The organism is Cryobacterium mannosilyticum, from assembly GCF_004402705.1.
GTDB lineage: Bacteria > Actinomycetota > Actinomycetes > Actinomycetales > Microbacteriaceae > Cryobacterium > Cryobacterium mannosilyticum.
Map to the genome: position 1 here is coordinate 18,693 of NZ_SOFM01000045.1, position 21,713 is coordinate 40,405.

The following is a 21,713-nucleotide window of genomic DNA, read 5'->3' on the forward strand; positions in this document are numbered from 1 at the left end:
GGCGAAGTCACCAGTCTAGGTCAGCCAGCATCGGTAAATCAATCCGGTGTTGCTCTGCTCGGTCGTCTGGACAACCTCGGTGAAGGCCCGGGAATACCGCTCGCTGGGCGGCAGGTCGATCACCTTCCAGCCGACGACGGTGAAGCCCTCGTTCAGCGCCTCGACCGCGCAACTCGCCGCCCGTCCGACCGGGATCGACGCCTCGAAGGTGACGCTGACGCTGTGCTCGTCGATGATGCTGTGCCGGATGTCCCGGGTCTCCAGCAAGGGCTGTGACCCGCCCAGCCCGATCCAGACCACCCAGCCCACGAGCACGGCGAGGAGGGTTCCCGCGCCGATCCAGAGCAGCCGCCGGTCACGGACACGCCGATTCGGGGCGCGACCGTACCGGGTGTCGAGGTTGCTGGTGACTCCCACTGCGGCTCCACACTCACTGTTCAACGATTAGTCTTATCTCAAGGTTATCTGGCATTTCTGAGGAGTTTGATGACACTGCGACTCTTGGCGGTGCACGCCCATCCCGACGACGAGTCGAGCAAGGGCGCGGCAACCTACGCCTACTATCGGAGCCTCGGCGCCGACGTGCTGGTGCTCAGCTGCACCGGGGGCGAGCGCGGCAGCATCCTCAACGACGCCATGGCCGGCCACGCCATGGCCGAGCGCGACCTCGCCGGCCTCCGCCGGCTCGAGATGCAGGCCGCGCAGGGCCACCTGGGTGTGCAGCACCGCTGGCTGGGCTACGAAGACTCCGGAATGAACGATGACGGCTCCGTTCCGTCCAACTCGTTCGCCGCCATCCCGCTCGACATCTCGGCCGAAGCCGTCGTGCGGGTCATCCGGGAGTTCCGGCCGCACGTGCTCATCACTTACGACGAGAACGGCGGCTACCCGCACCCCGACCACATCCGCTGCCACGACGTGTCGATGGAGGCCTACCGGGCTGCGGCCGACCCGGCCAGGTACCCGGATGCCGGTGCCCCCTGGCAGATCGACAAGCTCTACTTCGACCGGATCTTCAACCTCGAACGGGTCGACGCGATGTTCCTCGAACTGAGCGTCACCGAGCCGGAGTCTCCGCTGCTGGAGCCGCTCGGCGAGGCACGCGAATGGATGAAGAACTACCCGAAGCTGGCGACGACCCACGTGCCCGTCGGCGACTTCCTCGAGGCAAGGGACGCGGCCCTCCGTTCGCACGCGAGCCAGGTGGCGCCCGGGAGCAGCTTCTTCTTCTGGCCCAACGACCTCATCCGCAAGGCCTGGCCGTACGAGGACTTCCAGCTCGTCGAATCGAAAGTTGACACCGAAATGCCCGAATCCGATCTCTTCGCCGGCGTGCGGGACGACTCGTGAACGCGTTCCTGCTCGGGCCGGTCGCGGGTTTCGTGCTGGCGAACAGCCCGCCGCCCGAATTCAACCCGGACACGGTGACCCCGGGGCCGGCCGGCTTCGTGGCGATCTTCTTCGTCGCCGCGATGGTGGTGTTGCTGGGGTTCGACCTGAACCGGCGCGTCCGCCGCAACACCTACCGTGCCCAGATCAAGGAGCGCCTCGCCGCCGAGATGGCCGCGAACGCCGCGCAGGACACGGGCGGCACGGATGCTGCCGGCGCAGCCGGCAGCCAGGACACCGGACAGCAGACGCCCGGCCAGTAGACCGTCCAGTCGGCCGGCCCCAGCAGGCCGGCCAGTTGACCGGCCACTGGCCGCCCCCGTCAGGGGTAGAGCGGGTGGGTCGCGATGATCAGGATCGCCACCCAGTGGCAGAGGAACGCCACCACGGTCAGGCTGTGGAAGATCTCGTGGAACCCGAACACGCCCGGCACCGGGTTGGGCTTCTTCATCCCGTAGACCACGGCGCCGACCGAGTAGCACAGGCCGCCCACCATGATCAGGGTCATCATCGCCGCGTTCGCCTGGAAGAAGTCGACGATGAACATCAACGCGCCCCAGCCCAGGGCGAGGTAGAGCGGAACGTAGAGCCAGCGCGGCGCGTGGATCCAGAACACGCGGAAGGCGATCCCCAGGATCGCGCCGCCCCAGACCAGTGAGAGCAGCAGGATCGACTTCGCCGGAGGCAGGGCCAGAACCGCGATCGGCGTGTACGAACCCGCGATCAGCAGGAAGATGTTGGCGTGGTCGATGCGCTTGAGCACGAGCCTGGTCATCGGCTTCCAGTTGAACCGGTGGTACAGCGCCGAGTTGCCGAAGAGGAGCATCGAGCTGAGCACGAAGACGAACGAACTCCACTTCGCAGCGTCCCCGTCGGCGAGCAGGAGCAGGACGATACCGGCCACGATCGTGACCGGGAACGTGCCGGCGTGGATCCAGCCTCGCCAGGTGGGTTTGACGTCATCCGGGTTCGGAGTGTCATTCTCCAGCAGGGGCAGGTTGGGGATGTCGTCCTCGGTGGCCATGCAGCCAGAATACGACAGGGCGCATGCCCGGTGCGGCACGCGAGCGCCAATGTGGGCTACCGTGAACGTGTGCAGAAGCGGCAGGTTCCCTGGGCGCGCGGCATCCTCTACGGGGTGTACCAGCGTCGCCTTCGTCGCGGGCTGACGCCGGACGTGCTTCCGGACCACGTGGCCATGATCATCGACGGCAACCGGCGGTGGGCCAGGCAGCTCGGCTTCGATTCGGCCGCCCACGGGCACCGGGCCGGGGCCGCCAAGATGCGCGAGTTCCTCAAATGGTGCGACGACCTCGGCATCTCGGTGGTCACGCTGTACCTCCTCTCCTCGGACAACCTGACCAACCGCGGGAGCGAAGAACTCTCCGAACTGACCAAGATCATCGCCAAACTCGCCGAGGAGCTCTCCCGCTACCGGGACTGGCGGGTGCAGCACGTCGGGTCCAAGGCCGGACTGCCCGACGCCCTCGTCGCGGCGCTCGACGCCGCGGAGGCGCGGACCGCCCGCAGGAAGGGCCTGCACATCAACCTCGCCGTCGGCTACGGCGGGCGCACGGAGATCACCGACGCGATGCGCAGCATCGTCGGCGCGCACCTCGAGAACGGCGGCACGCTCTCCGACCTCGCCGAGACGCTCACTCCGGACCTGATCGGCGCCCACCTCTACACCGGCGGGCAGCCCGACCCCGACCTGGTCATCCGCACCTCGGGGGAGCAGCGGATCAGCGACTTCATGCTCTGGCAGAGCGCGCACAGCGAGTTCTACTTCGTCGAGGCCCTCGGGCCCGACCTCCGCCAGGTGGACTTCCTGCGGGCCCTCCGCGACTTCGCCAAACGCCAGCGCCGATTCGGCGGGTAGGAGACCGATGGACGCCGTCGACCGGTTCGCGGGGGGCTTCCTCGAGGAGCCCGGCTACCTCGACTACGCCCGGGTCGGGCCGATGTCCGCCGCGGTCGTCGCCGAGACCCTCGGCCAGAGCGAGGTGCTCTCCCGCGCCCGTTACGGCAGCCTCGCGCACCTGCACGAGCAGGACGAACGGCTGCGGACCGCGGTCGCGCAGGCCACGGGATTCCGCGCCGATCAGGTCGTCTGCGAGCCGAACACCACCACGGGGATCATGCAGGCCATGTTCGGCCTGACCGGTGCGGTCCTCCTCTCGCCGAACGACTTCCCGACCGTTCCCTTCGCCGCCGTCCGGGCGGCCGAGGCCCTGCGTGTCGTCGAGCCGGTCTGGCTGGCGACCGAGCACGGCAGGGTCACGCCCGGCGAGATCAGGGAGCAGCTCACCCCGGCCACCGTCGCTGTCGCGGTCTGCCTGGTCGACTCCCGCACCGGTCACCGGGCCGACCTCGACGGCATCCGCCAGGTCATCGGTGACCGCCTGCTGATCGTCGACGCCATCCAGGGCTTCGGGGTCGTCGACGCCCCCTACGAGGTGGCGGATGTCGTCGCCTCCGGCGGCCAGAAATGGACCAGGGCAGGCTGGGGCACCGGGTTCCTCGCCCTGAGCGACCGGGCGGTGGAGCGTCTGGTGCCGGTCTTCTCCGGTTTCGCCGGCACCGACACCGCCGAGCCGTGGGATGAGGTGCTGCCGCCGAGCCGGAGCGCCAACGCATTCCGGGTGAGCAATGGAGACCCGATCGCCCAGGCGAGGTTCGCCGCCGCCCTCGACGACATCGCCCAGGTCGGCATCGGCCGGATCGAGGCCGCCGTCGCCGTGAACGTGTCGGAGCTGATCGACCTGGCCGACGAGTTCGCGATCCCGGTCGTCTCCTCACGCGACGAGCGGGAACGGGCGGGCATCGTGGTGCTCGAACCGCCCAAGGCCCAGCTGACCGTGCTGACTGCGGCCCTGCACAACCACGGGGTGACGGCCACCACCCGGGGCGGCACGGTGCGGCTCTGCGCCCACGCCGTGCTCTCGGTTGACACGGTCGACATGCTCCGCGGGGCGTTCACGTCGTATGCCATCGCGGCGATCTACTGAGCCGGCGTCTTCGTGGGGAACGCCGGCAGCCCGGTGACGGATTGATTAACGTCTGATATCAATGGGCGTGTCGGACTTCCCCTGGAACCCTTCGGAAAGTAGCGTCACATCCATCAGGTATAGCGCCTGGTCGAGACGGCCACATAAGTACGGCTCGAGACCTTAGTGGCCAACTCGCAAACACAATCCGCGCCTTTCGAGGCCGGGGTGGGAGTGGTTGTGACCGCTAATCAGATCGACCAAAAAGGTTCGCACCGAAGCATCGCCGGGGCAGACCAAGCCGAGTGCACGTACGTGCTTGACACCTCCGTCCTCCTGTCCGATCCCAAGGCGATCTTCCGTTTCGCGGAGCACGCGGTCGTGCTCCCCGTCGTCGTGATCGCGGAACTCGAGTCCAAGCGCAACGACCCGGAGATCGGGTACTTCGCCCGCCAGGCCCTGCGGCTTCTCGACGAGCTGCGGGTCAAGCACGAACGACTCGACTTCCCGATCCCGGTCGGTGAGGGCGGCAGCCTGCGGGTGGAACTGAACCACTCCAACATGTCGGTGCTCCCGTCCGGGCTGCAGCTCGGTGACAACGACTCGCGCATCCTGGCCGTGGCGATGAACCTCGCCAACGACGGGCTCAACGTGACCGTCGTCTCCAAGGACCTCCCGCTGCGGGTCAAAGCCGCGTCGATCGGACTCCTCGCTGACGAGTACCGGCACGAGCTCGCGGTCGACTCCGGCTGGACCGGCATGGACGAGATCACCCTCGGTTCCAACCAGATCAACGAACTGTACGAGAACGAGGTCATGCACACCCGGCTCGTGCAGGACATGCCCGTCAACACGGGCCTGGTCATCCACTCCGACCGTGGCTCCGCCCTGGGGCGGGTCACCGGCAAGGGTGAGATGAAGCTCGTGCGCGGCGACCGGGACGTCTTCGGGCTGAAGGGCCGGTCGGCCGAGCAGCGCCTGGCCATCGACCTGCTGCTCGACCCGGAGATCGGCATCCTGTCGCTTGGGGGGCGAGCCGGTACGGGGAAGTCGGCGCTCGCCCTGTGCGCCGGCCTCGAGGCCGTGCTGGAGCGCCAGCAGCATCGCAAGATCATGGTCTTCCGGCCGCTCTACGCGGTCGGCGGGCAGGAGCTGGGGTACCTTCCCGGCGACGCGAACGAGAAGATGAGCCCGTGGGCGCAGGCGGTCTTCGACACGCTCGGGGCAATCGTCTCGGAGAACGTGCTGGAGGAGGTCCTCGACCGCGGCATCCTCGAGGTGCTGCCGCTCACGCACATCCGCGGCCGTTCGCTGCACGACGCGTTCGTGATCGTGGACGAGGCGCAGTCCCTGGAGCGGAACGTGCTGCTCACGGTGCTCAGCCGGATCGGGCAGAACTCCCGCGTCGTGCTCACCCACGACGTCGCCCAACGGGACAACCTCCGGGTCGGCCGCTTCGACGGGGTGGCCTCGGTGATCGAGACATTGAAGGGACATCCGCTGTTCGCGCACATGACGCTCACCCGTTCGGAGCGCAGTGCCATCGCCGCGCTCGTCACCGAGATGCTCGAGGGCAACGAACCCGCCTGAGGTCCGCGCCCGTCAAATTCGACGGAGATTTTAGCGACACAGGCGGTTCTGAAGCAGAAACGGCAGTGTTCGGACAAAATCTCCGTCGAATTTGACAGCAGGCGGCTACCGGGCTTGGGGCGGGCGGGTCATGCTGAGCACGTCCAGCGCGGTGTCGAGCTGCTCGAGGGTGACCTCGCCCCGGTCGACGAAGCCGAGGTCGATGACCGACTCGCGCACCGTCATCCCCTGGGCCACGGAGTGCTTGGCGACCTTCGCCGCGGCCTCGTAGCCGATCACCCGGTTCAGCGGGGTGACGATCGCGGGCGACGACTCGGCCAGGGCTCGGGCGCGCTCGAGGTTCGCGGTGAGACCGTCGATGGTCTTGTCGGCCAGCACGCGGGTCGCGTTGGAGAGCAGGCGGATCGACTCGAGCAGGGCCGTGCCCATCACGGGGATGGCCACGTTCAGTTCGAACGAGCCCGACGCGCCGGACCACGCGATGGTGGCGTCGTTGCCGATGACCCGCGAACAGACCATGAGCACGGCCTCAGGAATGACCGGGTTCACCTTGCCCGGCATGATCGAGGAGCCGGGCTGCAGGTCGGGGATGTGCAGTTCGCCGAAGCCGGTGTTGGGTCCGGAGCCCATCCAGCGCAGGTCGTTGCAGACCTTGGTGAGGCTGACCGCGATCGTGCGAAGGGCGCCGGATGCGTCGACGAGGCCGTCGCGGTTCGCCTGCGCCTCGAAGTGGTCCCGGGCCTCGGTCACGGGCAGCTCGGTCTCATCGACCAGCAGCTCGATCACGAGCTGCGGGAAACCGGCCGGCGTGTTGATGCCGGTGCCCACGGCGGTGCCGCCGAGCGGCACCTCGGCGACGCGGGGGAGTGCGGTGCGCACGCGTTCGATTCCCAGCCGCATCTGGCGGGCGTAGCCGCCGAACTCCTGGCCGAGGGTGACCGGGGTGGCGTCCATCAGGTGGGTGCGGCCGGCCTTGACGGCGCCGGCCCAGAGCACGGCCTTCTCCTCGAGGGCGACGGCGAGGTGGTCCAGCGACGGGATCAGGTCGTCGATCAGCGCGCTCGTCACGGCGATGTGCACCGAGGTGGGGAAGACGTCGTTGGAGGACTGGGATGCGTTCACGTGGTCGTTCGGGTGCACCGGGCGGCCCAGGCTGCGGGTGGCGAGGGTGGCGAGCACCTCGTTCATGTTCATGTTCGAGGAGGTGCCGCTGCCGGTCTGGTACACGTCGATCGGGAACTCGCCGTCGTACCGGCCGGTGACGACCTCGTCGGCGGCGGCGGCGATCGCGTCGGCGATGTCCTGGTCGAGCACGCCCAGGCGCGCGTTGGCCAGGGCGGCGGACTTCTTGATCCGGGCGAGGGCCGCGATCTGCGCGGGCTCCAGCACGGAGCCGGAGATCGGGAAGTTCTCGACGGCGCGCTGGGTCTGGGCGCCGTAGAGGGCGGTCGCAGGGACCCGCACCTCGCCCATCGTGTCGTGTTCGATCCGGAAGCCGGCTTCAGCGGTCTTGTCCACCACGGTGTGTATTACCTTTCGATTGTGAGTCGGGGAGCTGGGAAAACGAGTCGCGGCAGGTCACGCGGCTGGGGTGGGCGGATCAGACCACGCCGACGACGATGTCGGGCACGGCCCGGCCCTCGAGCAGCCGGTAGTTCGCCCCGACGATAGCCAATGTACCTTCTGCGACGGCGGCGCTGATCATCTCCGAACGTTCGAGGAGCTCGGCGACCGTGTCGCGCAGGTGCTCCCGGCCGACGGCCAGGGCGTCGACGGTGTGCGGGTCGAACGGAGTCGCATCCGTCGCCCCGCTCACCCGTCGCACCGCCGGCACGATCTTCTCGATGATCTTCGCGATGTGCACGGGCAGCGGCTGGGCGTCCGGTGCCTGGGAGTCGATGGCGGCGCGCACGGCACCGCACCCGTCGTGGCCGAGCACGAGGATGAGCGGCACCTGCAGCACCGCGACGGCGTACTCGAGCGAACCGAGGACCGAGTCCGAAACGACCTGGCCGGCGTTGCGCACCACGAACAGGTCGCCGAGCCCCTTGTCGAAGATGATCTCCGCGGCCAGACGCGAGTCGCTGCACCCGAAGAGGGCCGCGTCGGGGGTCTGCACGAAGGCGGTCTCGGCCCGTCGGTCCACGTCCTGTCGCGGATGCTGCGGCACGCCGCTGACGAAGCGTTCGTTCCCGCGTTGCAGCTCGTTCCAGACCCGCGCCGGGGTGGATGCGTCGTCGTCGTTTCCGGTCATCATTTTCCTCCGGTGGTGGGGGCGTTGGCCGTGATCTGGTCGGAGAGCGCTGCGGCGAGCTCGGCGAATTCGGCTTCCGTCGCCGTCCCGACGAGCAGGTAGGCGCTCGTTCCGGCCTCCGTGACCAGGGCGTAGTCGAAGTTGCCGCGCTCCTTCTCCGGGGCCGTGTTGCGGTAGACGTCCCAGGTGACGCCGTCGATGGTGACGGTGTCACCGGCCGGGGCGTTCTTCAACTGCGCGGCGACCCAGGACGGGTTCGCGCCGAGACCCTGGGTGAGCCCGATGAACTCGTTTCCGCGCGTGAGCAGGCCGATGTACCAGGACGGGATCTTGTCCGAGCCGCCGAGGCGCCACTGCGCGGCGTTGGCCCGCCACCCGGCGGGGAGATCGGGCACCAGCAGCGGTTCGTCGATCCCGGTCTGCACCTGCGCGGCCACCGTGGCGAAGTCGACCGGGCGGTCCACGGGGGCCTCGCTGCGCGGCACGAGCAGCACCAGCACGAGGACGGCGCCGACGGTCACCAGCAGCGACAGCACCAGGTTGTTCACGGTTTTCCGCGCCCGGTAGTTTCGGGAGTTCTCGGCCAGCCGGATCCTGGTTTCCTCGGGGGTCTCCGGGCGGCCGAGTTCGGCGACGACCCGGGGTGCCCGTTTGGCGGGACTCATCCGGCCGAGGAGGCCGTGTCGGTCTGGCCGGATCGCGCGGCGTCCAGCCTCGCCTTCGCGCCGATCAGCCACTCCTCGCAGCGTCGGGCCAGCGCTTCGCCGCGCTCCCAGAGCGCGAGCGACTCCTCCAGGGTTGAGGATCCCTGCTCGAGGGCGTTCACCACGCGCACGAGTTCATCCCTGGCCTGTTCGTAGCTCAGCGCGGAAAGGTCGTCTGCGGGCGAGGTCATGGCATCCATTCTATTTCGACGCGATCAGGTCGGCGGTGTCGCCGGCGGTGTCGGCCGCGCTGTCGTCTGCGGTGGCCGACACTGTGCCGTCGGCGAGGTTGATCAGGAGTTTCGTGGCGGCCGGGGCCTGGTCGGGGCGGCGAAGCACGTGGCCGTCGAGGAGCTGCACGATGGCGTACCCGCGGTCGAGAGTGCCCTGGGGGGAGAGGGCGCGCAGCTGGGAGCGCAGGTCGACGATGGCGGCGCCCGCCCGCTCCACCACCCGGTCGACGAGTTCGGTGCCGCGGGCCACATAGCGGGTGAGATCCTCGGCGCGGGAATCGATGATCCAGTCCCGAGAGCTGAGCACGGGGCGGGAACGGAGCTGGCCGATCCGGTCGATCTCGGTGGCGACGATTCCGGTCAGGCGGGTGCTGATCCGGGCGCGGGCCTGCTGCACCCGGTCGAGCTCGTCGGAGACGTCGGGCACGACGCGCTTGGCGGCATCCGTCGGTGTCGACGCGCGCAGGTCGGCGACCTCGTCGAGCAGCGGCCGGTCGGCCTCGTGGCCGATCGCGCTGACCAGGGGGGTCGCGCAGGCCGCCGCCGCCCGGAGCACCATTTCGTCGCTGAAGCCGAGCAGATTCTGGAAGTCGCCGCCGCCGCGGGCCACGATGATCACATCGACCTCAGGGTCGGCGTCGAGGGCCTGGATGGCCGCGGTCACCTCGTTCACCATCCGGTCGCCCTGCATGGCCGCGTAGCGGATGCGGAAGTTCACGGCCGGCCAGCGCAACTGGGCGTTGCGGATGACGTCCTTCTCCGCGTCGGAGTCCTTGCCGGTGACCAGGCCGATGCAGTGCGGGAGGAACGGGAGCGGCACCTTGCGGGAGGCGTCGAACAGGCCCTCCCCGGCGAGCTTCTTGCGCAGCCGCTCGAGCCGTTCGAGCATGTCGCCGAGACCCACGTGGCGCAGCTCGAACACCTGCATGGTGAGCGTGCCGCCCTTGACCCAGTAGTTGGGTTTGACCAGGGCGATCACCCGGTCGCCCTGCTTGAACTCGTCGGTGAGCCGGGCCTTCACGGAGGACCACACGGTGAAGCCGACGGTGGCGTCCTCGGTGAGGTCCTTGAGCTTGCCGTAGACGTTCCCGCCGCTGATGCCCCACTGGGTGATCTCGCCCTCCACCCAGGCGGTGCCGAGCCGTTCGATGTAGCCGCGGATCTTGTTCGCCAGCACTGCGACCGGCCACGGGGTCTCCACGGTGGGAGGTGCATCCTGCATCGATCGTTCCTCCCACAGCGCTTCAGCGCTGCACGCTTAGACTGGCAGCGTGACTATTAGTACGGATTCGCCCGTAATCGGCCTGGGCATGCCACGTATCCCGAGCGCACGCAACAGGCTCAAGGATACCCCCGTGGACGGAACGAAGCGGGTGCTGCTGGCCGCCCCGCGCGGCTACTGCGCCGGCGTGGACCGCGCCGTGATCGCCGTGGAGAAGGCCCTCGACCTGTATGGCGCGCCCGTTTACGTGCGCAAACAGATCGTGCACAACGTGCACGTCGTCTCCGAACTGGAGAAGAAGGGTGCCATCTTCGTCGAGGAGGTCGACGAGGTGCCGACCGGCTCTCACATCGTTTTCAGCGCCCACGGCGTCTCGCCGGCGGTCGTCAACGCCGCCGCCGACCGCGGCCTGCTCGCGATCGACGCGACCTGCCCGCTGGTGACCAAGGTGCACCGCGAGGCCGTGCGCTTCGCCAGGGACGACTTCGAGATCCTCCTGATCGGCCACGAGGGCCATGAAGAGGTCGAGGGCACCGCGGGGGAGGCCCCCGAGCACACCACCCTCGTCGGCAGCCCCGACGAGGCCGACACCATCCAGGTGCGCAATCCCGAGAAGGTCGTCTGGCTCTCGCAGACCACCCTCAGCGTGGACGAGACCATGGAGACCGTGCGCCGCCTGCGGGCACGCTTCCCCCTGCTGCAGGACCCGCCGAGCGACGACATCTGCTACGCCACCCAGAACCGGCAGGTGGCGATCAAGAAGATCGCCGAGGACTCCGACCTCGTGATCGTCGTCGGGTCGGCGAACTCGTCCAACTCGGTGCGCCTGGTCGAGGTGGCCCTGGAATACGGCGCCCGGGCCGCCTACCGGGTCGACTTCGCCAGCGAGGTCAAGCAGGAGTGGCTCGACGGTGTGGTCACGGTCGGGGTGACGAGTGGGGCATCCGTGCCGGAGGAACTCGTGCACGAGCTTCTCGCGGCGCTCGAAGACGCCGGCTACGGCAACGTCGAGGAGGTCAAGACGGCCGAGGAAGACCTGTTGTTCTCGCTTCCGAAGGAACTGCGCAAGGACCTTGCCGGCAACAAGGACGCGCGAGGGCTCGGCGGCCGGGTCACCCGCGCCGAGTAGACGAAGGCCGGCGGCCGGCCCTCACAGCGGGCCGCCCTTCCGGACCGTTACGGCCGGCTGCAGGAATCACGGCTGGCTGTAGAAGGTGAGCAGCGTCGGGTCGGTGGCCAGGATGACCGACATGAACACGAAGATCACGACGAAGGCGACGACCGCGCCGATCAGCGGCAGGTAGAAGGCGCGCTTGCCGCGGACGAGCAGCAGGATCGCGCCGGCCGCGGAGGCAAGCCAGACCGCTGCCTCCGTGAAACTCCCGGCGGTGATCAGCCCGGCCACCGAGGCGGCGGGGGTGTAGTCCCCGAGGTCCTGCTGCGTGTAGAGCATCTGCACGGCCTGGGGGAGGGCGCCGAGCACCCCGACCGCGAAGAAGGTGGCCAGGAGCCCGAAGACGAGCAGGGCAAGCGTCACCGGCCGGTCCCAGGCGGGCACGGTGCCGCGCGCCCGGGCGGCCTGGTTCGGGCCGGATGTCGTCGGGGTCGCCGACGGAACCGGCGGGACGGCGTCGGGGGCCGGAGTCCAGCTCCAGCCCTCCGGCGCCAGTTCGCCGTATTGCGGGCGTGGCCGGGAATCCTCGGGCGGGGTCCCCGCTGGTGTGGACAAAGGATTCTCGGCCATCGTCATCCCGGGTGCTAGCTGTTCGAGTGGCCGGCGGAGCCGAGCTGGCGGGTGGCTTCGGCGACGCGGGCGGCCATGGCCGTCTCGGCGACCTTGCCCCAGGCGCGCGGGTCGTAGACCTTCTTGTTGCCGACTTCGCCGTCAACCTTGAGCACGCTGTCGTAGTTGCTGAGCATGTAGCCGGCGACCGCGCGGGTGAACGCGTACTGGGTGTCGGTGTCGATGTTCATCTTCACGACGCCGTTCGCGACGGCCTCGGCGATCTCGGCGTCGGTCGAGCCCGATCCGCCGTGGAAGACCAGGTCGAGCGGCTTCGGGCCGGTGCCGAACTTGGCGGCGACGCCATCCTGGATCTCCTTGAGCAGCTCCGGGCGCAGCTTGACGTTGCCGGGCTTGTAGACGCCGTGCACGTTGCCGAAGGTGAGCGCGGCCATGTAGCGGCCGTTCTCGCCCATGCCGAGGGCATCGATCATGGCGAGGGCATCGTCGAGGGTCGTGTACAGGTTCTCGTTGATGTCACCCTCGACGCCGTCCTCTTCGCCGCCGACGGCGCCGATTTCAACCTCGAGGATTGCGTTGATCGCCTGGGTGCGCTTGAGGATGTCCTTGGCGATGTCCAGGTTCTCGCCGAGTGCGATGGCGGAGCCGTCCCACATGTGCGACTGGAAGATCGGGTTGCGGCCGGCCTTGACCTCCTCTTCGGAGGCGGTGATCAGCGGCAGGACGAAGTCCTCGAGGGCGCCCTTGGGGCAGTGGTCCGTGTGCAGGGCAACGGTAACGGGGTAATTGTCGGCGACGGACCGCACGAAGTGCGCCATCGCGAGCGCACCGGATGCGCGGTTCTTGACCGTGTGGCCGGCGAAGTAATCTGCGCCACCGGTGGTGACCTGGATGATGCCGTCTGAGCCGGCCTCGGTCAGGCCCTGTAGTACGGCGTTAATGCTCTGTGAGGACGAAACGTTGAACGCGGGATACGCGAACCCATTCGTCTTGGCCTTGTTGAGCATCTCTGCATACTGGTCGGGGGTTGCGATGGGCATTGTTTAGTCTCCTCGGTTGAACCGTTTCGGTCCTTCAATACTACCGAGGGAGGGTCGCCGGGCGTGCGAGACCGTGAGGCGGGATCGGGATCGTCGGGCGCTAGGCTGAAGGCGGCAGCGCTGATCCATCAGCGCCGGCCCAAAGACGGGTCACGCCACTGCCGCACTCTTCGTCCGGGAAGGACCATCTGTGAACAGCCCCGAAATCGCCCCCAATTTCACCCATCCCGACCGAAACCTGGCCATGGAACTGGTGCGCGCGACCGAGGCGGCCGCGATTCGCGCGGTTCCGTTCATCGGCCGCGGCGACAAGAACGCCGCAGACAAGGCGGCCGTCGACGCCATGCGCGTCTTCCTCGGCACCGTCAACTTCGATGGCCTCATCGTCATCGGCGAGGGCGAAAAAGACGAAGCCCCCATGCTCTTCAACGGCGAGCGGGTCGGCAACGGCCGCGGTCCGGCCTGCGACATCGCCGTCGACCCGATCGACGGCACCAGCCTCACCGCCGCCGGCCGCCAGAACGCGCTCTCCGTCATCGCGGTCTCATCGCGCGGCACCATGCTCGACGCGTCATCCGTGTTCTACATGGACAAGATCGTCACCGGCGGCGCCGGCCGCGGGGTCGTCAGCCTCGATGCGTCGATCGGCGACAACATCCGCGAGCTCTCGAAGAAGACCGGCAAGCCGGTCGGTGAGATGGTCCTCGCCGTGCTCGACCGGCCGCGCCACGCCGGCCTGATCGACGAAATCCGCAGCGCCGGCGCCGGAACCCGGCTGATGAGCGACGGCGACGTCGCCGGCGGAATCAACGCGGCCCGCTGGGAGACGCGCATCGACATGTGCGTCGGCATCGGCGGCAGCCCCGAGGGCATCACCACCGCGTGCGCGCTCAAGGCCATCGGCGGGTACATGCAGGGGCGCCTCGCCCCGAAGGATGACGCGGAGCGTGCCGGCGGCATTGCGGCCGGCCTCGACATCGACAAACTGCTCGAGCTCGACGACATGGTCAGCGGTGACAACACGTTCTTCGTGGCGACCGGCGTGACCGATGGCGGACTCGTCGACGGTGTGCGTCGCATGGGCCCGATCATCCGCACCGAGAGCATCGTCATGCGGTCGAAGTCGGGCACCACCCGTCGCGTGATCGCGGAGCACCTCGCCTCGAAGTGGCTCTAAGGCCCAACCCCCGGCAACCCGGTTGCCCGGCGTCGCCGTGAACGAGGAGAGTCGCCGCGCAAGCGGCGACTCTCCTCGTTCACGGTCGTGTCCATCGCCGCAGGCAGACCGGAGGCCGGTGGCGCTCAGCGGTGGTCAGACGCCCAGCCGGTTCCTCAACCAGGCGCGGGCGCGGGCTTTGTAGTCGGTTGCGAGGCGCGTCGTGGCGGCGATGGTCTCGAAGGCGTGGGGGGCGCCGGGAACGATGTCGAGCGTGCAGTCGACGCCCGCGTCGCGGAGGGCGGCGGCGTAGGTGCGGCCTTCGCCATAGAACAGCTCGATGTCGCCCATTCCGATCCACGCTGCGGGGAGACCGGTGAGATCGGTGCGCCGGGCCGCGGCAGCGTACGGCGGAAGATCGGCAGCTCCGGGTTCCTGACCGAGGTAGGCCTTCCAGCCGGCGCGGTTCGATTTGTTGTTCCAGAGTCGGTGCCTGACGGCGTCGAGTTCGCGGCGGCCGGCTGTGCGGTCGTCGAGCATGGGGCAGAAGAGCCATTGTGCGACCGGTTGGACGCCGCCCTGATCATGGATTCGCTGAACCAGTGCCGCGGCCAGGCCGCCTCCGGCGCTCTGCCCGCCGATCGCGATCCTGGCCGGGTCCACGCCGACGTCGACGGCGGATTCGAGCAGGGCGTTCCAGGCGAAGAAGCAGTCGTCGAGAGCTGCGGGGAACGGGCTCTGAGGTGCGAGCCGGTATTCGATCGACACCACCACGATGCCGAGGTCGCGAGCGACGTCGGCCATGTGGACGTCGTCCTGGGACGCCTTCCCGATCACCATGCCACCGCCATGGATGTTCAGCAGGGCCGCCCTCTTTCCGCGATCGGGGGGTGAGGATCCGGGGGGTGAGAATATGCGAGCGGGCTGGCCGTTGGCCAGCATCACGACGTTGAAAGACACCCCGTCGAACTGCGAGGGTGTCTTCACTCGTTTGAGCAGCCCGTTGATCACGGAGCGACCTGCGCTCGTCGTCACCGGCGGGTTCGGGACAAAGCGGAAGATGCGTCGGAGCTCAGGATTGAGGCGGGAGGCCTTCATCTCCTCTCCTCTGGCGCCGACGGGTGGGAGGACGACGCGTTCCACGAACGGTCAGCGGAGAGCGGCGCTTCCCGCCGATGGTTCAATCCCGGCCCCCGTCGAGTCCGGCGGTCGCCAGCGCCACAGCGTCCAGGTCGCTGGTGTCGAGGTCGCTCGCGTCCCGTTCCGCGGCCTCCAGTTCGGCCACGAATTCCCAGGCCGCCAACTCCCGGGTGCTCTCTTCGATGGCCGCCAGCGGAGCGAGCACCTTTGACTCGTCGAGGGCGTTGAGCTTGCGAGCGGTCGGCAGTACCTGGCGTTCCATCGAGCCGACGAACCCGTTGTAGTCCTTCACCGTGCGTTCGATCGAACGGCCCAGTTTCTCGATGTGGGTCGCCGTGGTCGACAGCCGGGCATAGAGCTCGCGGCTGAGGTCGAAGAGCACCTTCGCGTCGTGGGTGAGCACGTCCTGCTGCCAGGTGAACGCGACGGTCTTCAGCACCGACCAGAGCGTGACGGGCGAGGCGAGGGCGACCCGCTTGGAGAAGGCGAACTCCATGATCGACGGGTCGGCCTCGAGCGCGCTCGAGACGAGCGACTCGCTGGGGATGAACGCGATCACGATTTCGGGGGAGGCCTCGAGCCCCTGCCAGTAGGCCTTGCCGCCGAGGGTGCTGATGTGGTCGCGCACCGCCTTGACGTGCGCTCCGAGGAGCGCGGTGCGCCGGGCGCCCTCCGCCCCGGTCGCCGTGGCCGGAATCTGGCTCGCCTCGAGGAACGCGGTGAACGGAACCTTGGCGTCGACTGCGATGTTCTTGCCGCCGGGCAGGTGCACGACCATGTCGGGGCGGCCGGCCCCGGCATCGGAGCTGATGCTCGACTGCACGTCGAAGTCGACGCGCTCGATGAGGCCGGCGGCCTCGACCACGCTGCGCAGCTGGGTCTCGCCCCACACTCCTCTGGTGCTGTTGGAGCGCAGGGCGGACGCCAGGGTTTCGGCGGTGCTGCGCAGGCGTTCCTCGGATTCGGTGGCGTTGCGCAGCTGCTGGCTGAGTTCGCCGTGCTGCACGCTGCGCTGGGCCTCCAGCTCGGTAACCTTCTTCTGCATCTCGGAGAGGCTTTCCCGCACGGGGGCGAGGGCCTGCAGGACCGTGCTTTCCCGCTGCTCGCGTTGCGTGCGGGCGGCGGTCTCTGCGCGCTGACGCTCGTCGAACTCGCGCGCGCGGCGCTGCGCGTCTGCGAGTTGCTCGCGGAGGGCATCCGTCGTGGCCTGCACCGACGCGAGTTCCTCCCGCAGAATGGCCGACACGGCCGCCTCGGAGGAGCGCAACTCGGCCAGCGCCACCTGGTGCCGCGCCACCAGAAATGCGGGGTCCTCGGCCGGGGTGGTGCTCGCGGCCGTTCCGCGCTGCTGCACTCCACGCCGTTGGACGAGGACGAGCGCGCCCAGGGCGCCGAGCAGCGCGCCGAGGGCGATGCCGAGAAGGAGTGTGAGCCAGGGATCCATGCCACTACTCTGCCAGCGCCCACCGACATCGCCGGGAATAGGGCGGCGGGCCGCGCAGGTTCGTCGACGCGCCGGCGCTCGTCAGTTCGGAATCCGCGCTACGACTCGAGCGCCCGGCCGTACAGGTCGGGATCGTTCCGGGTCGTCGGCGACACGACGAGGTGCTCCCGGTTGATCCGGAGTGCGAAGGAACCGAGGTAGGGCAGCTGGATGACGGTGCTGAGCCCGGCCCGCCAGGCCTCGGCGAGGGCGGGGATGACGCGGTTCTCGGGGAGGTCGCCGAGCGGGGCGGCCATCGACGACCGCCACCTCTCGCAGGCGTCCGGGTCGATGCCGGAACCCCAGAAATCCGAGGGCCAGGTCGAGGTCGCCTTCCACAGCTCGTCATCGGTGAGGGTGTCCAGGAGGTGCTGGGTCATCTCGTCGGGGGTGCTGACCCGGAGGATCGGCGGGTCGAAGTGCGTCCAGGCCCGCTTCCACTCGGACAGCCAACGCCCGCGTGCGGCATCGACGTCGAGGTTCTCCGGGCGATGGGAAGAGCCCGGGTCGGGCTCCGAATCGAGCCGGGGCACGGCATCGATGTCCAGCCGCCAGGCGCTCCGCACGAAGAGCAGGTAGATCAGCGGGGGCCAGCATTCCTCGACACTGACCTGCATGTCGTGCGGCCAGGGATTGCCCGGCAGATCGTCGGAGGAGCGCATCCGCCGATTCTCCTCTTCCCGGCGGGGCTCGCGCTACGGGTGGTTGAGGGCCATCGGGCCGTGCGTGGCGGCCATCTCCTGGGTTGCGACCGGGCCGATCGCCCCGATCTTGACTCCGGAGATGCGGGCCAGATCTTCGAGGGTGTCGGCGTCGTGCCGCCCAGCCGCGTGGATCATGATCGCCGCGCACGCTTCGGCGTCGGCGAGGGCGTCGTGGTGGGCGAACCCCTCGAACCCGGCCGCCATAGCGGCCACGGGCAGCCGGTAGGAATCGAGCTGGTAGGTGCGCCGGGCAACCTGAAGGCTGCAGACATAGCTGAAATCGGGAACCGTGAGGCCGGCGACCGTTGACGACGTCTTGATCACGCCGAGGTCGAAGCCGGCGTTGTGGGCGACGAGATGGTCGCCGTCGGCGAACGCGACCAGGTCGGGGAGCTGCTCCGCCCAGGTGGCCGCACCGACGACATCCGCGGGACGGATGCCGTGGATCTTGATGTTCCATTCGAGGAACGCGTCGTGCCCGGGTGCGGGCTGGATGAACCAGCCGACCCGGTCGACGACACGTCCGTCGCGAACCTTCACCAGCCCGACCGAGCAGGCCGAAGCGCCCGAAGAGTTTGCGGTCTCGAAGTCGATGGCGGTGAAATTGACTGGCACCCCTTCATGCTCTCACGGGCCGCCGACACGGCTTCCCCCGGCGCCAGAGCGCGGCACCGGGCCCAGCCGGTACGATGGACTCTCGTGGCTCTTACTATTGCAATCGTCGGACTGCCCAATGTCGGCAAGTCCACCCTCTTCAACGCGTTGACCAAGAACAACGTGCTGGCGGCGAACTACCCGTTCGCCACGATCGAGCCGAACGTGGGCATCGTCAACCTGCCGGACTCCCGGCTGGCGGCGCTCGCCTCGATCTTCGGCAGCGAACGGCTGCTGCCGGCGCCGGTGTCGTTCGTCGACATCGCCGGGATCGTGCGCGGCGCGAGCGAGGGTGAGGGCCTCGGCAACAAGTTCCTCGCCAACATCCGTGAGGCCGACGCCATCGCGCAGGTCATCCGCGGTTTCGCCGACCCCGACGTGGTGCACGTCGACGGCGCGGTCAACCCGGCCGGCGACATGGAGACCATCAACACCGAGCTCATCCTCGCCGACCTGCAGACCCTCGAGAAGGCCATCACGCGCTTCGAGAAAGAGGTCAAGGGCCGCAAGATGCCCCCGATCGTGCTTGAGACCGCGCTCAAGGCGCAGGCCGTGCTCGACGCCGGGCAGCCGCTGTCCTCCGCGACCCTCGACATCGAACCGATCAGGGAACTCGGCCTGCTCACCGCCAAGCCGTTCATCTACGTGTTCAACGTCGATGAAGACGTGCTGCAGGATGCCGACAAGCTCGCCGTGCTGGCCGCGCTCGTGGCCCCGGCCAACGCCGTGTTCCTCGACGCCAAGCTCGAGTCGGAGCTCAGCGAGCTCGACGCCGAGGACGCCGCCGAGATGCTCGCCTCCACCGGCCAGGCCGAGAGCGGCCTCGACCAGCTCGCCCGGATCGGCTTCGACACCCTCGGCCTTCAGACCTACCTGACCGCCGGCCCGAAGGAAACCCGCGCCTGGACGATCCACAAGGGCTGGACCGCCCCGCAGGCCGCCGGCGTCATCCACACCGACTTCCAGAAGGGCTTCATCAAGGCCGAAGTCTTCTCCTTCGACGACCTGGTCGCCGCCGGTTCGATCGCCGAGGCCCGCTCGAAGGGCAAGGCCCGGATCGAGGGCAAGGAATACGTCATGCAGGACGGCGACGTTGTGGAGTTCCGCTTCAACGTCTAGCCCGAGCCCCGGGTCCGGGTCATTCCGCATCCTGCCGGCGGTGATGCCTCTCGCCGAGGTAAACGGTTCCGATCGATTTCACCTGGTGTGCGGGACGATCTCGACCGCAAGGGTCGAACTCGGCCGCCAGTGTTCTCAGCGGAACATCCTATGCGCGAACGGGTGTCTTCATCCAGGGCTTGGGGCGGTGATCGAAGCCCGTGCCGGTCGCCGTTTTTCCTCTGGTGGCTCGTCGTTCCACACGACGTCGGTTGGGACATTCATCGCGCCCGTGTGGATAGAGCGAATAGGGTCGCGCATCGTGCGATGATCGAGTCGTGCGCCCGACAAGGCTGGTGTGGACTGAGTCCGCCGAGGATCGACTGACCGGCGGCTACCCGGGAAACCGCGTTGTCGCCCGAGCCTTTGTCGTGGTCCTTTTCCTTTTCATCTGGCTCTGTTTCGCAGCACTTGCACTACTCGTCCCGGACGCGGCGCTCGCGTCGGTGCCGGTGGCTGTCGTTACACTCGGGTTCGGGTTGGGCGGAGTGACTGCCGCCGTATTCGGTGGGCGGGTCAGGCAAAGACGTCGGATCGCACGTCTCCGAGCCGACCTTCCTGACGCGGTCTTGATCGCCTGCACGCCGGTGGACGGAATGCCGTGGGCCGTTCGTCAGATCGCGCGTGCGACGGGTAAAGGCACCGGGCCGCCTTTCTTGATCACCGCCCGATATATCGTGGCGGTTGAATTAGATCGGATCTCGTTCGTTTCTGGACGGCGCAGGATGGTCATTCCTACCGCCAATCTGGATCGAATCAGGCGAGGAACCGCGACGATCCAACGTGGCTGGCTCGTGCCCGCAGCCATCCGATCGACGATTGACCTTGGATTCATTGTGGCCGACCGTGAACCCATAGTCGTCCGGCTCTGCCCGATTCCCATCAATCAGGAGCCTCGGCACTACTTTCGTCCATTCGAGCTAGGCGTGATCGCTCAGACAGTTGATCTGGCGATCCGCGGCGAACGTCTGGACGCTCACGTGGAAATGTGATCAGCATCCTGCTCGAGTCACGGCGCGCGTCAGGTTGCCACAGCAACTGTTGATATGGCGGACAAGTGTTGCCGCCGAACTAGGCACAGGTGTCCGTGCCGGTCACAGTCGCGAGTCGAGGGTCGTGCGGCGACAACGCGAGGGGTCGTGAGCCAGTTCCGTGATCTTGCGGACTCTGAACCAAGCTGGCCGACGTCATGTGTTTCGGTGACGGAATCCGGTGGAGTTCCGCTTCAACGTCTAGCCAGTCGCACTCCTGAGGCGACCCTTCTGCTTCGGCAGACGGGGCCGTTTCGGCCTTGGGCGACGCCCGGAGCCCTAGGCTGTGCACATGGGGAAGTCAAAGCGACCGACATGTGTCATCGCTGCGCTGGGGATTGCAGTGCTCGTACTGGCCGGGTGCTCACCGTTCGCCGAGCCCAGTGGTCAATCCAGTCAGACTAACTCGCCGACCGCTCAGCCACCGACAGGGACGGAGAGCCCGGCGCCCGCCACTGCGGCGTCGATCGTGTTCTCGGTGGCGTCGATCCAGATCGTTGACAACTCCGGCGCCGTGCTGAGCGAGCACGACTATTTTGAGCCGACCGCGGACGTCGTTGCCGTGCTCACTGACGCTTTCGGTACCGAACCGACAGCCAGCCACTATGACGGGCATGCGGACAATCCGCCAGGCACTTCATATGACTGGGGCGGGTTTGCCGTTCAGGACGGCGAGTGGACGACTGAGGCCCCGTACTATTCGGAGTTCTATGTCTTGCTGACCGCCGAGACGGTGGGCGGACTCACTCTCTCGACCAGCGATGGCGTGTCAGTCGGTGATTCATTTTCAGATGTAGCTGCGGCGCACCCGGACGACGTCCAGAGCTACGCAGACGGGCCCTTGCAGCTCGAATGGACAGAGCTTCCGAAGTTTCCCGAGGGGTACGGGATCGAGATCGTGCCCGCCCTTTCTGTGCTCGTCATCGATTCTGAGCACAACGACGTTGTCTCTCGCATCATCGCCCCGGCCATGAACTGGGGCGCATAGCGCGCATCAGACGACCTCGTCGATGAAGCCGCTCACCGCCTCGACGACCAGGCGCGCGACCGCCGCCGCATCGAGCGGTGACGATTCAGCACAGCCGAGTGCGCATTATCGGCGACTCCGTCTTTCGGCGGGAGTGACACGATCACGCTGCGGAACCGAGCGTTGCAGCGCGTCATCGAACCGATCTTCCGTGGACGGCCGGACGCTGTGACGCTAGGAGATTGATCGGCTGCTGA

At 67.9% G+C, this 21,713-nt stretch carries 23 protein-coding genes; 10 read left to right on the plus strand and 13 right to left on the minus strand.

The genetic code is table 11. From position 1 onward, the window contains the following. Positions 1-15: 15 nt before the first annotated feature. A complete protein-coding gene (locus E3O32_RS14605; protein WP_166788658.1) occupies positions 16-417 on the minus strand; it encodes a DUF4307 domain-containing protein in 402 nt (133 codons plus the stop codon). 69 nt (positions 418-486) lie between these two features. On the opposite strand from E3O32_RS14605, the gene mca reads away from it, so the two are divergent. Beyond that, on the plus strand, positions 487-1,350 hold the full coding sequence (gene mca / locus E3O32_RS14610; protein WP_174774775.1) for a mycothiol conjugate amidase Mca: 864 nt from the start codon (positions 487-489) through the stop codon (positions 1,348-1,350). Then, positions 1,347-1,652, plus strand: a complete 306-nt coding sequence (locus E3O32_RS14615) for a hypothetical protein (RefSeq protein ID WP_134510564.1) — start codon at positions 1,347-1,349, stop codon at positions 1,650-1,652. Before mca ends, E3O32_RS14615 begins: the two co-directional genes overlap by 4 nt. A 59-nt stretch (positions 1,653-1,711) precedes the next feature. Here the strand turns inward: E3O32_RS14615 and trhA are convergent, their stop codons facing one another. Beyond that, positions 1,712-2,413, minus strand: a complete 702-nt coding sequence (gene trhA / locus E3O32_RS14620; protein WP_134510565.1) for a PAQR family membrane homeostasis protein TrhA — start codon at positions 2,411-2,413, stop codon at positions 1,712-1,714. A 69-nt stretch (positions 2,414-2,482) separates the two neighbouring features. Between trhA and E3O32_RS14625 the strand changes: the two genes are divergently transcribed. The 3 genes from E3O32_RS14625 to E3O32_RS14635 all read left to right on the plus strand — a co-directional run bounded on the left by E3O32_RS14625 (position 2,483) and on the right by E3O32_RS14635 (position 5,966). After that, a complete protein-coding gene (locus tag E3O32_RS14625) occupies positions 2,483-3,268 on the plus strand; it encodes an isoprenyl transferase (RefSeq protein WP_134510566.1) in 786 nt (261 codons plus the stop codon). 7 nt (positions 3,269-3,275) lie between these two features. Then, positions 3,276-4,397: an aminotransferase class V-fold PLP-dependent enzyme gene (locus tag E3O32_RS14630; protein ID WP_134510567.1), complete on the plus strand. Its 1,122-nt coding sequence runs from the start codon at positions 3,276-3,278 to the stop codon at positions 4,395-4,397. Positions 4,398-4,631: 234 nt separating this feature from the next. Continuing rightward, positions 4,632-5,966 (plus strand): PhoH family protein, encoded by a 1,335-nt coding sequence (locus E3O32_RS14635; RefSeq protein WP_241975000.1) that lies wholly within the window; start codon positions 4,632-4,634, stop codon positions 5,964-5,966. 105 nt (positions 5,967-6,071) lie between these two features. Here E3O32_RS14635 and E3O32_RS14640 read toward each other — a convergent pair whose 3' ends face one another. The 5 genes from E3O32_RS14640 to xseA form a co-directional block, all read right to left on the minus strand. After that, on the minus strand, positions 6,072-7,487 hold the full coding sequence (locus E3O32_RS14640) for a class II fumarate hydratase (protein ID WP_134510569.1): 1,416 nt from the start codon (positions 7,485-7,487) through the stop codon (positions 6,072-6,074). A gap of 79 nt (positions 7,488-7,566) precedes the next feature. Further along, positions 7,567-8,220 carry a carbonic anhydrase gene (locus E3O32_RS14645; RefSeq protein ID WP_134510570.1) on the minus strand — a complete coding sequence of 218 codons (654 nt, stop codon included), beginning with the start codon at positions 8,218-8,220 and terminating at the stop codon, positions 7,567-7,569. After that, a complete protein-coding gene (locus E3O32_RS14650; protein ID WP_134510571.1) occupies positions 8,220-8,885 on the minus strand; it encodes a DUF4245 family protein in 666 nt (221 codons plus the stop codon). The genes E3O32_RS14645 and E3O32_RS14650 overlap by 1 nt, the downstream gene beginning before the upstream one ends. Continuing rightward, positions 8,882-9,124, minus strand: coding sequence for an exodeoxyribonuclease VII small subunit (locus tag E3O32_RS14655; RefSeq protein WP_134510572.1), 243 nt, complete (start codon positions 9,122-9,124; stop codon positions 8,882-8,884). The genes E3O32_RS14650 and E3O32_RS14655 overlap by 4 nt, the downstream gene beginning before the upstream one ends. A gap of 1 nt (position 9,125) precedes the next feature. Continuing rightward, the gene (gene xseA / locus E3O32_RS14660; protein WP_134510573.1) at positions 9,126-10,379 is read right to left on the minus strand and encodes an exodeoxyribonuclease VII large subunit; all 1,254 of its coding nucleotides are present in this window, start codon (positions 10,377-10,379) and stop codon (positions 9,126-9,128) included. Positions 10,380-10,467: 88 nt separating this feature from the next. On the opposite strand from xseA, the gene E3O32_RS14665 reads away from it, so the two are divergent. After that, complete coding sequence (locus E3O32_RS14665) at positions 10,468-11,508, plus strand: 4-hydroxy-3-methylbut-2-enyl diphosphate reductase (RefSeq protein ID WP_134510643.1); 1,041 nt, start codon at positions 10,468-10,470, stop codon at positions 11,506-11,508. Between the two features lie 66 nt (positions 11,509-11,574). Here E3O32_RS14665 and E3O32_RS14670 read toward each other — a convergent pair whose 3' ends face one another. Then, a complete protein-coding gene (locus E3O32_RS14670) occupies positions 11,575-12,108 on the minus strand; it encodes a DUF6264 family protein (protein WP_134510574.1) in 534 nt (177 codons plus the stop codon). A 29-nt stretch (positions 12,109-12,137) separates the two neighbouring features. Continuing rightward, the gene (gene fbaA / locus E3O32_RS14675) at positions 12,138-13,163 is read right to left on the minus strand and encodes a class II fructose-bisphosphate aldolase (RefSeq protein ID WP_134510575.1); all 1,026 of its coding nucleotides are present in this window, start codon (positions 13,161-13,163) and stop codon (positions 12,138-12,140) included. Between the two features lie 244 nt (positions 13,164-13,407). On the opposite strand from fbaA, the gene glpX reads away from it, so the two are divergent. Continuing rightward, complete coding sequence (gene glpX, locus E3O32_RS14680) at positions 13,408-14,340, plus strand: class II fructose-bisphosphatase (protein ID WP_134510644.1); 933 nt, start codon at positions 13,408-13,410, stop codon at positions 14,338-14,340. Between the two features lie 135 nt (positions 14,341-14,475). Here glpX and E3O32_RS14685 read toward each other — a convergent pair whose 3' ends face one another. The 4 genes from E3O32_RS14685 to E3O32_RS14700 form a co-directional block, all read right to left on the minus strand. Then, positions 14,476-15,417 (minus strand): alpha/beta hydrolase, encoded by a 942-nt coding sequence (locus tag E3O32_RS14685; RefSeq protein WP_134510576.1) that lies wholly within the window; start codon positions 15,415-15,417, stop codon positions 14,476-14,478. An 82-nt stretch (positions 15,418-15,499) separates the two neighbouring features. Beyond that, entirely contained in the window at positions 15,500-16,903 is a 1,404-nt protein-coding gene (locus tag E3O32_RS14690; protein ID WP_134510577.1) for a DNA recombination protein RmuC, read from the minus strand. A 98-nt stretch (positions 16,904-17,001) separates the two neighbouring features. After that, positions 17,002-17,604, minus strand: coding sequence for a hypothetical protein (locus tag E3O32_RS14695; protein WP_134510578.1), 603 nt, complete (start codon positions 17,602-17,604; stop codon positions 17,002-17,004). A gap of 33 nt (positions 17,605-17,637) precedes the next feature. Next, complete coding sequence (locus E3O32_RS14700) at positions 17,638-18,261, minus strand: exonuclease domain-containing protein (RefSeq protein WP_134510579.1); 624 nt, start codon at positions 18,259-18,261, stop codon at positions 17,638-17,640. Between the two features lie 84 nt (positions 18,262-18,345). Here E3O32_RS14700 and ychF point away from each other — a divergent pair, with 84 nt between their 5' ends. The 3 genes from ychF to E3O32_RS14715 all read left to right on the plus strand — a co-directional run bounded on the left by ychF (position 18,346) and on the right by E3O32_RS14715 (position 21,477). Further along, a complete protein-coding gene (ychF, locus tag E3O32_RS14705) occupies positions 18,346-19,419 on the plus strand; it encodes a redox-regulated ATPase YchF (RefSeq protein WP_134510580.1) in 1,074 nt (357 codons plus the stop codon). 317 nt (positions 19,420-19,736) lie between these two features. Continuing rightward, positions 19,737-20,450 (plus strand): hypothetical protein, encoded by a 714-nt coding sequence (locus E3O32_RS14710; protein ID WP_134510581.1) that lies wholly within the window; start codon positions 19,737-19,739, stop codon positions 20,448-20,450. Positions 20,451-20,781: 331 nt separating this feature from the next. Further along, positions 20,782-21,477, plus strand: coding sequence for a hypothetical protein (locus E3O32_RS14715; RefSeq protein WP_134510582.1), 696 nt, complete (start codon positions 20,782-20,784; stop codon positions 21,475-21,477). Positions 21,478-21,713 lie beyond the last annotated feature (236 nt).

What these genes read in the sequence shown, in the direction of transcription:
- mca (WP_174774775.1), top strand. Translation starts at nt 487, where the DNA reads ATGACACTGCGACTCTTGGCGGTGCACGCCCATCCCGACGACGAGTCG.
- trhA (WP_134510565.1), bottom strand. Translation starts at nt 2,413, where the DNA reads ATGGCCACCGAGGACGACATCCCCAACCTGCCCCTGCTGGAGAATGAC.
- E3O32_RS14630 (WP_134510567.1), top strand. Translation starts at nt 3,276, where the DNA reads ATGGACGCCGTCGACCGGTTCGCGGGGGGCTTCCTCGAGGAGCCCGGC.
- E3O32_RS14645 (WP_134510570.1), bottom strand. Translation starts at nt 8,220, where the DNA reads ATGACCGGAAACGACGACGACGCATCCACCCCGGCGCGGGTCTGGAAC.
- E3O32_RS14650 (WP_134510571.1), bottom strand. Translation starts at nt 8,885, where the DNA reads ATGAGTCCCGCCAAACGGGCACCCCGGGTCGTCGCCGAACTCGGCCGC.
- E3O32_RS14655 (WP_134510572.1), bottom strand. Translation starts at nt 9,124, where the DNA reads ATGGATGCCATGACCTCGCCCGCAGACGACCTTTCCGCGCTGAGCTAC.
- xseA (WP_134510573.1), bottom strand. Translation starts at nt 10,379, where the DNA reads ATGCAGGATGCACCTCCCACCGTGGAGACCCCGTGGCCGGTCGCAGTG.
- E3O32_RS14665 (WP_134510643.1), top strand. Translation starts at nt 10,468, where the DNA reads ATGCCACGTATCCCGAGCGCACGCAACAGGCTCAAGGATACCCCCGTG.
- fbaA (WP_134510575.1), bottom strand. Translation starts at nt 13,163, where the DNA reads ATGCCCATCGCAACCCCCGACCAGTATGCAGAGATGCTCAACAAGGCC.
- glpX (WP_134510644.1), top strand. Translation starts at nt 13,408, where the DNA reads ATGGAACTGGTGCGCGCGACCGAGGCGGCCGCGATTCGCGCGGTTCCG.
- E3O32_RS14685 (WP_134510576.1), bottom strand. Translation starts at nt 15,417, where the DNA reads ATGAAGGCCTCCCGCCTCAATCCTGAGCTCCGACGCATCTTCCGCTTT.
- E3O32_RS14690 (WP_134510577.1), bottom strand. Translation starts at nt 16,903, where the DNA reads ATGGATCCCTGGCTCACACTCCTTCTCGGCATCGCCCTCGGCGCGCTG.
- E3O32_RS14695 (WP_134510578.1), bottom strand. Translation starts at nt 17,604, where the DNA reads ATGCGCTCCTCCGACGATCTGCCGGGCAATCCCTGGCCGCACGACATG.
- E3O32_RS14715 (WP_134510582.1), top strand. Translation starts at nt 20,782, where the DNA reads ATGGGGAAGTCAAAGCGACCGACATGTGTCATCGCTGCGCTGGGGATT.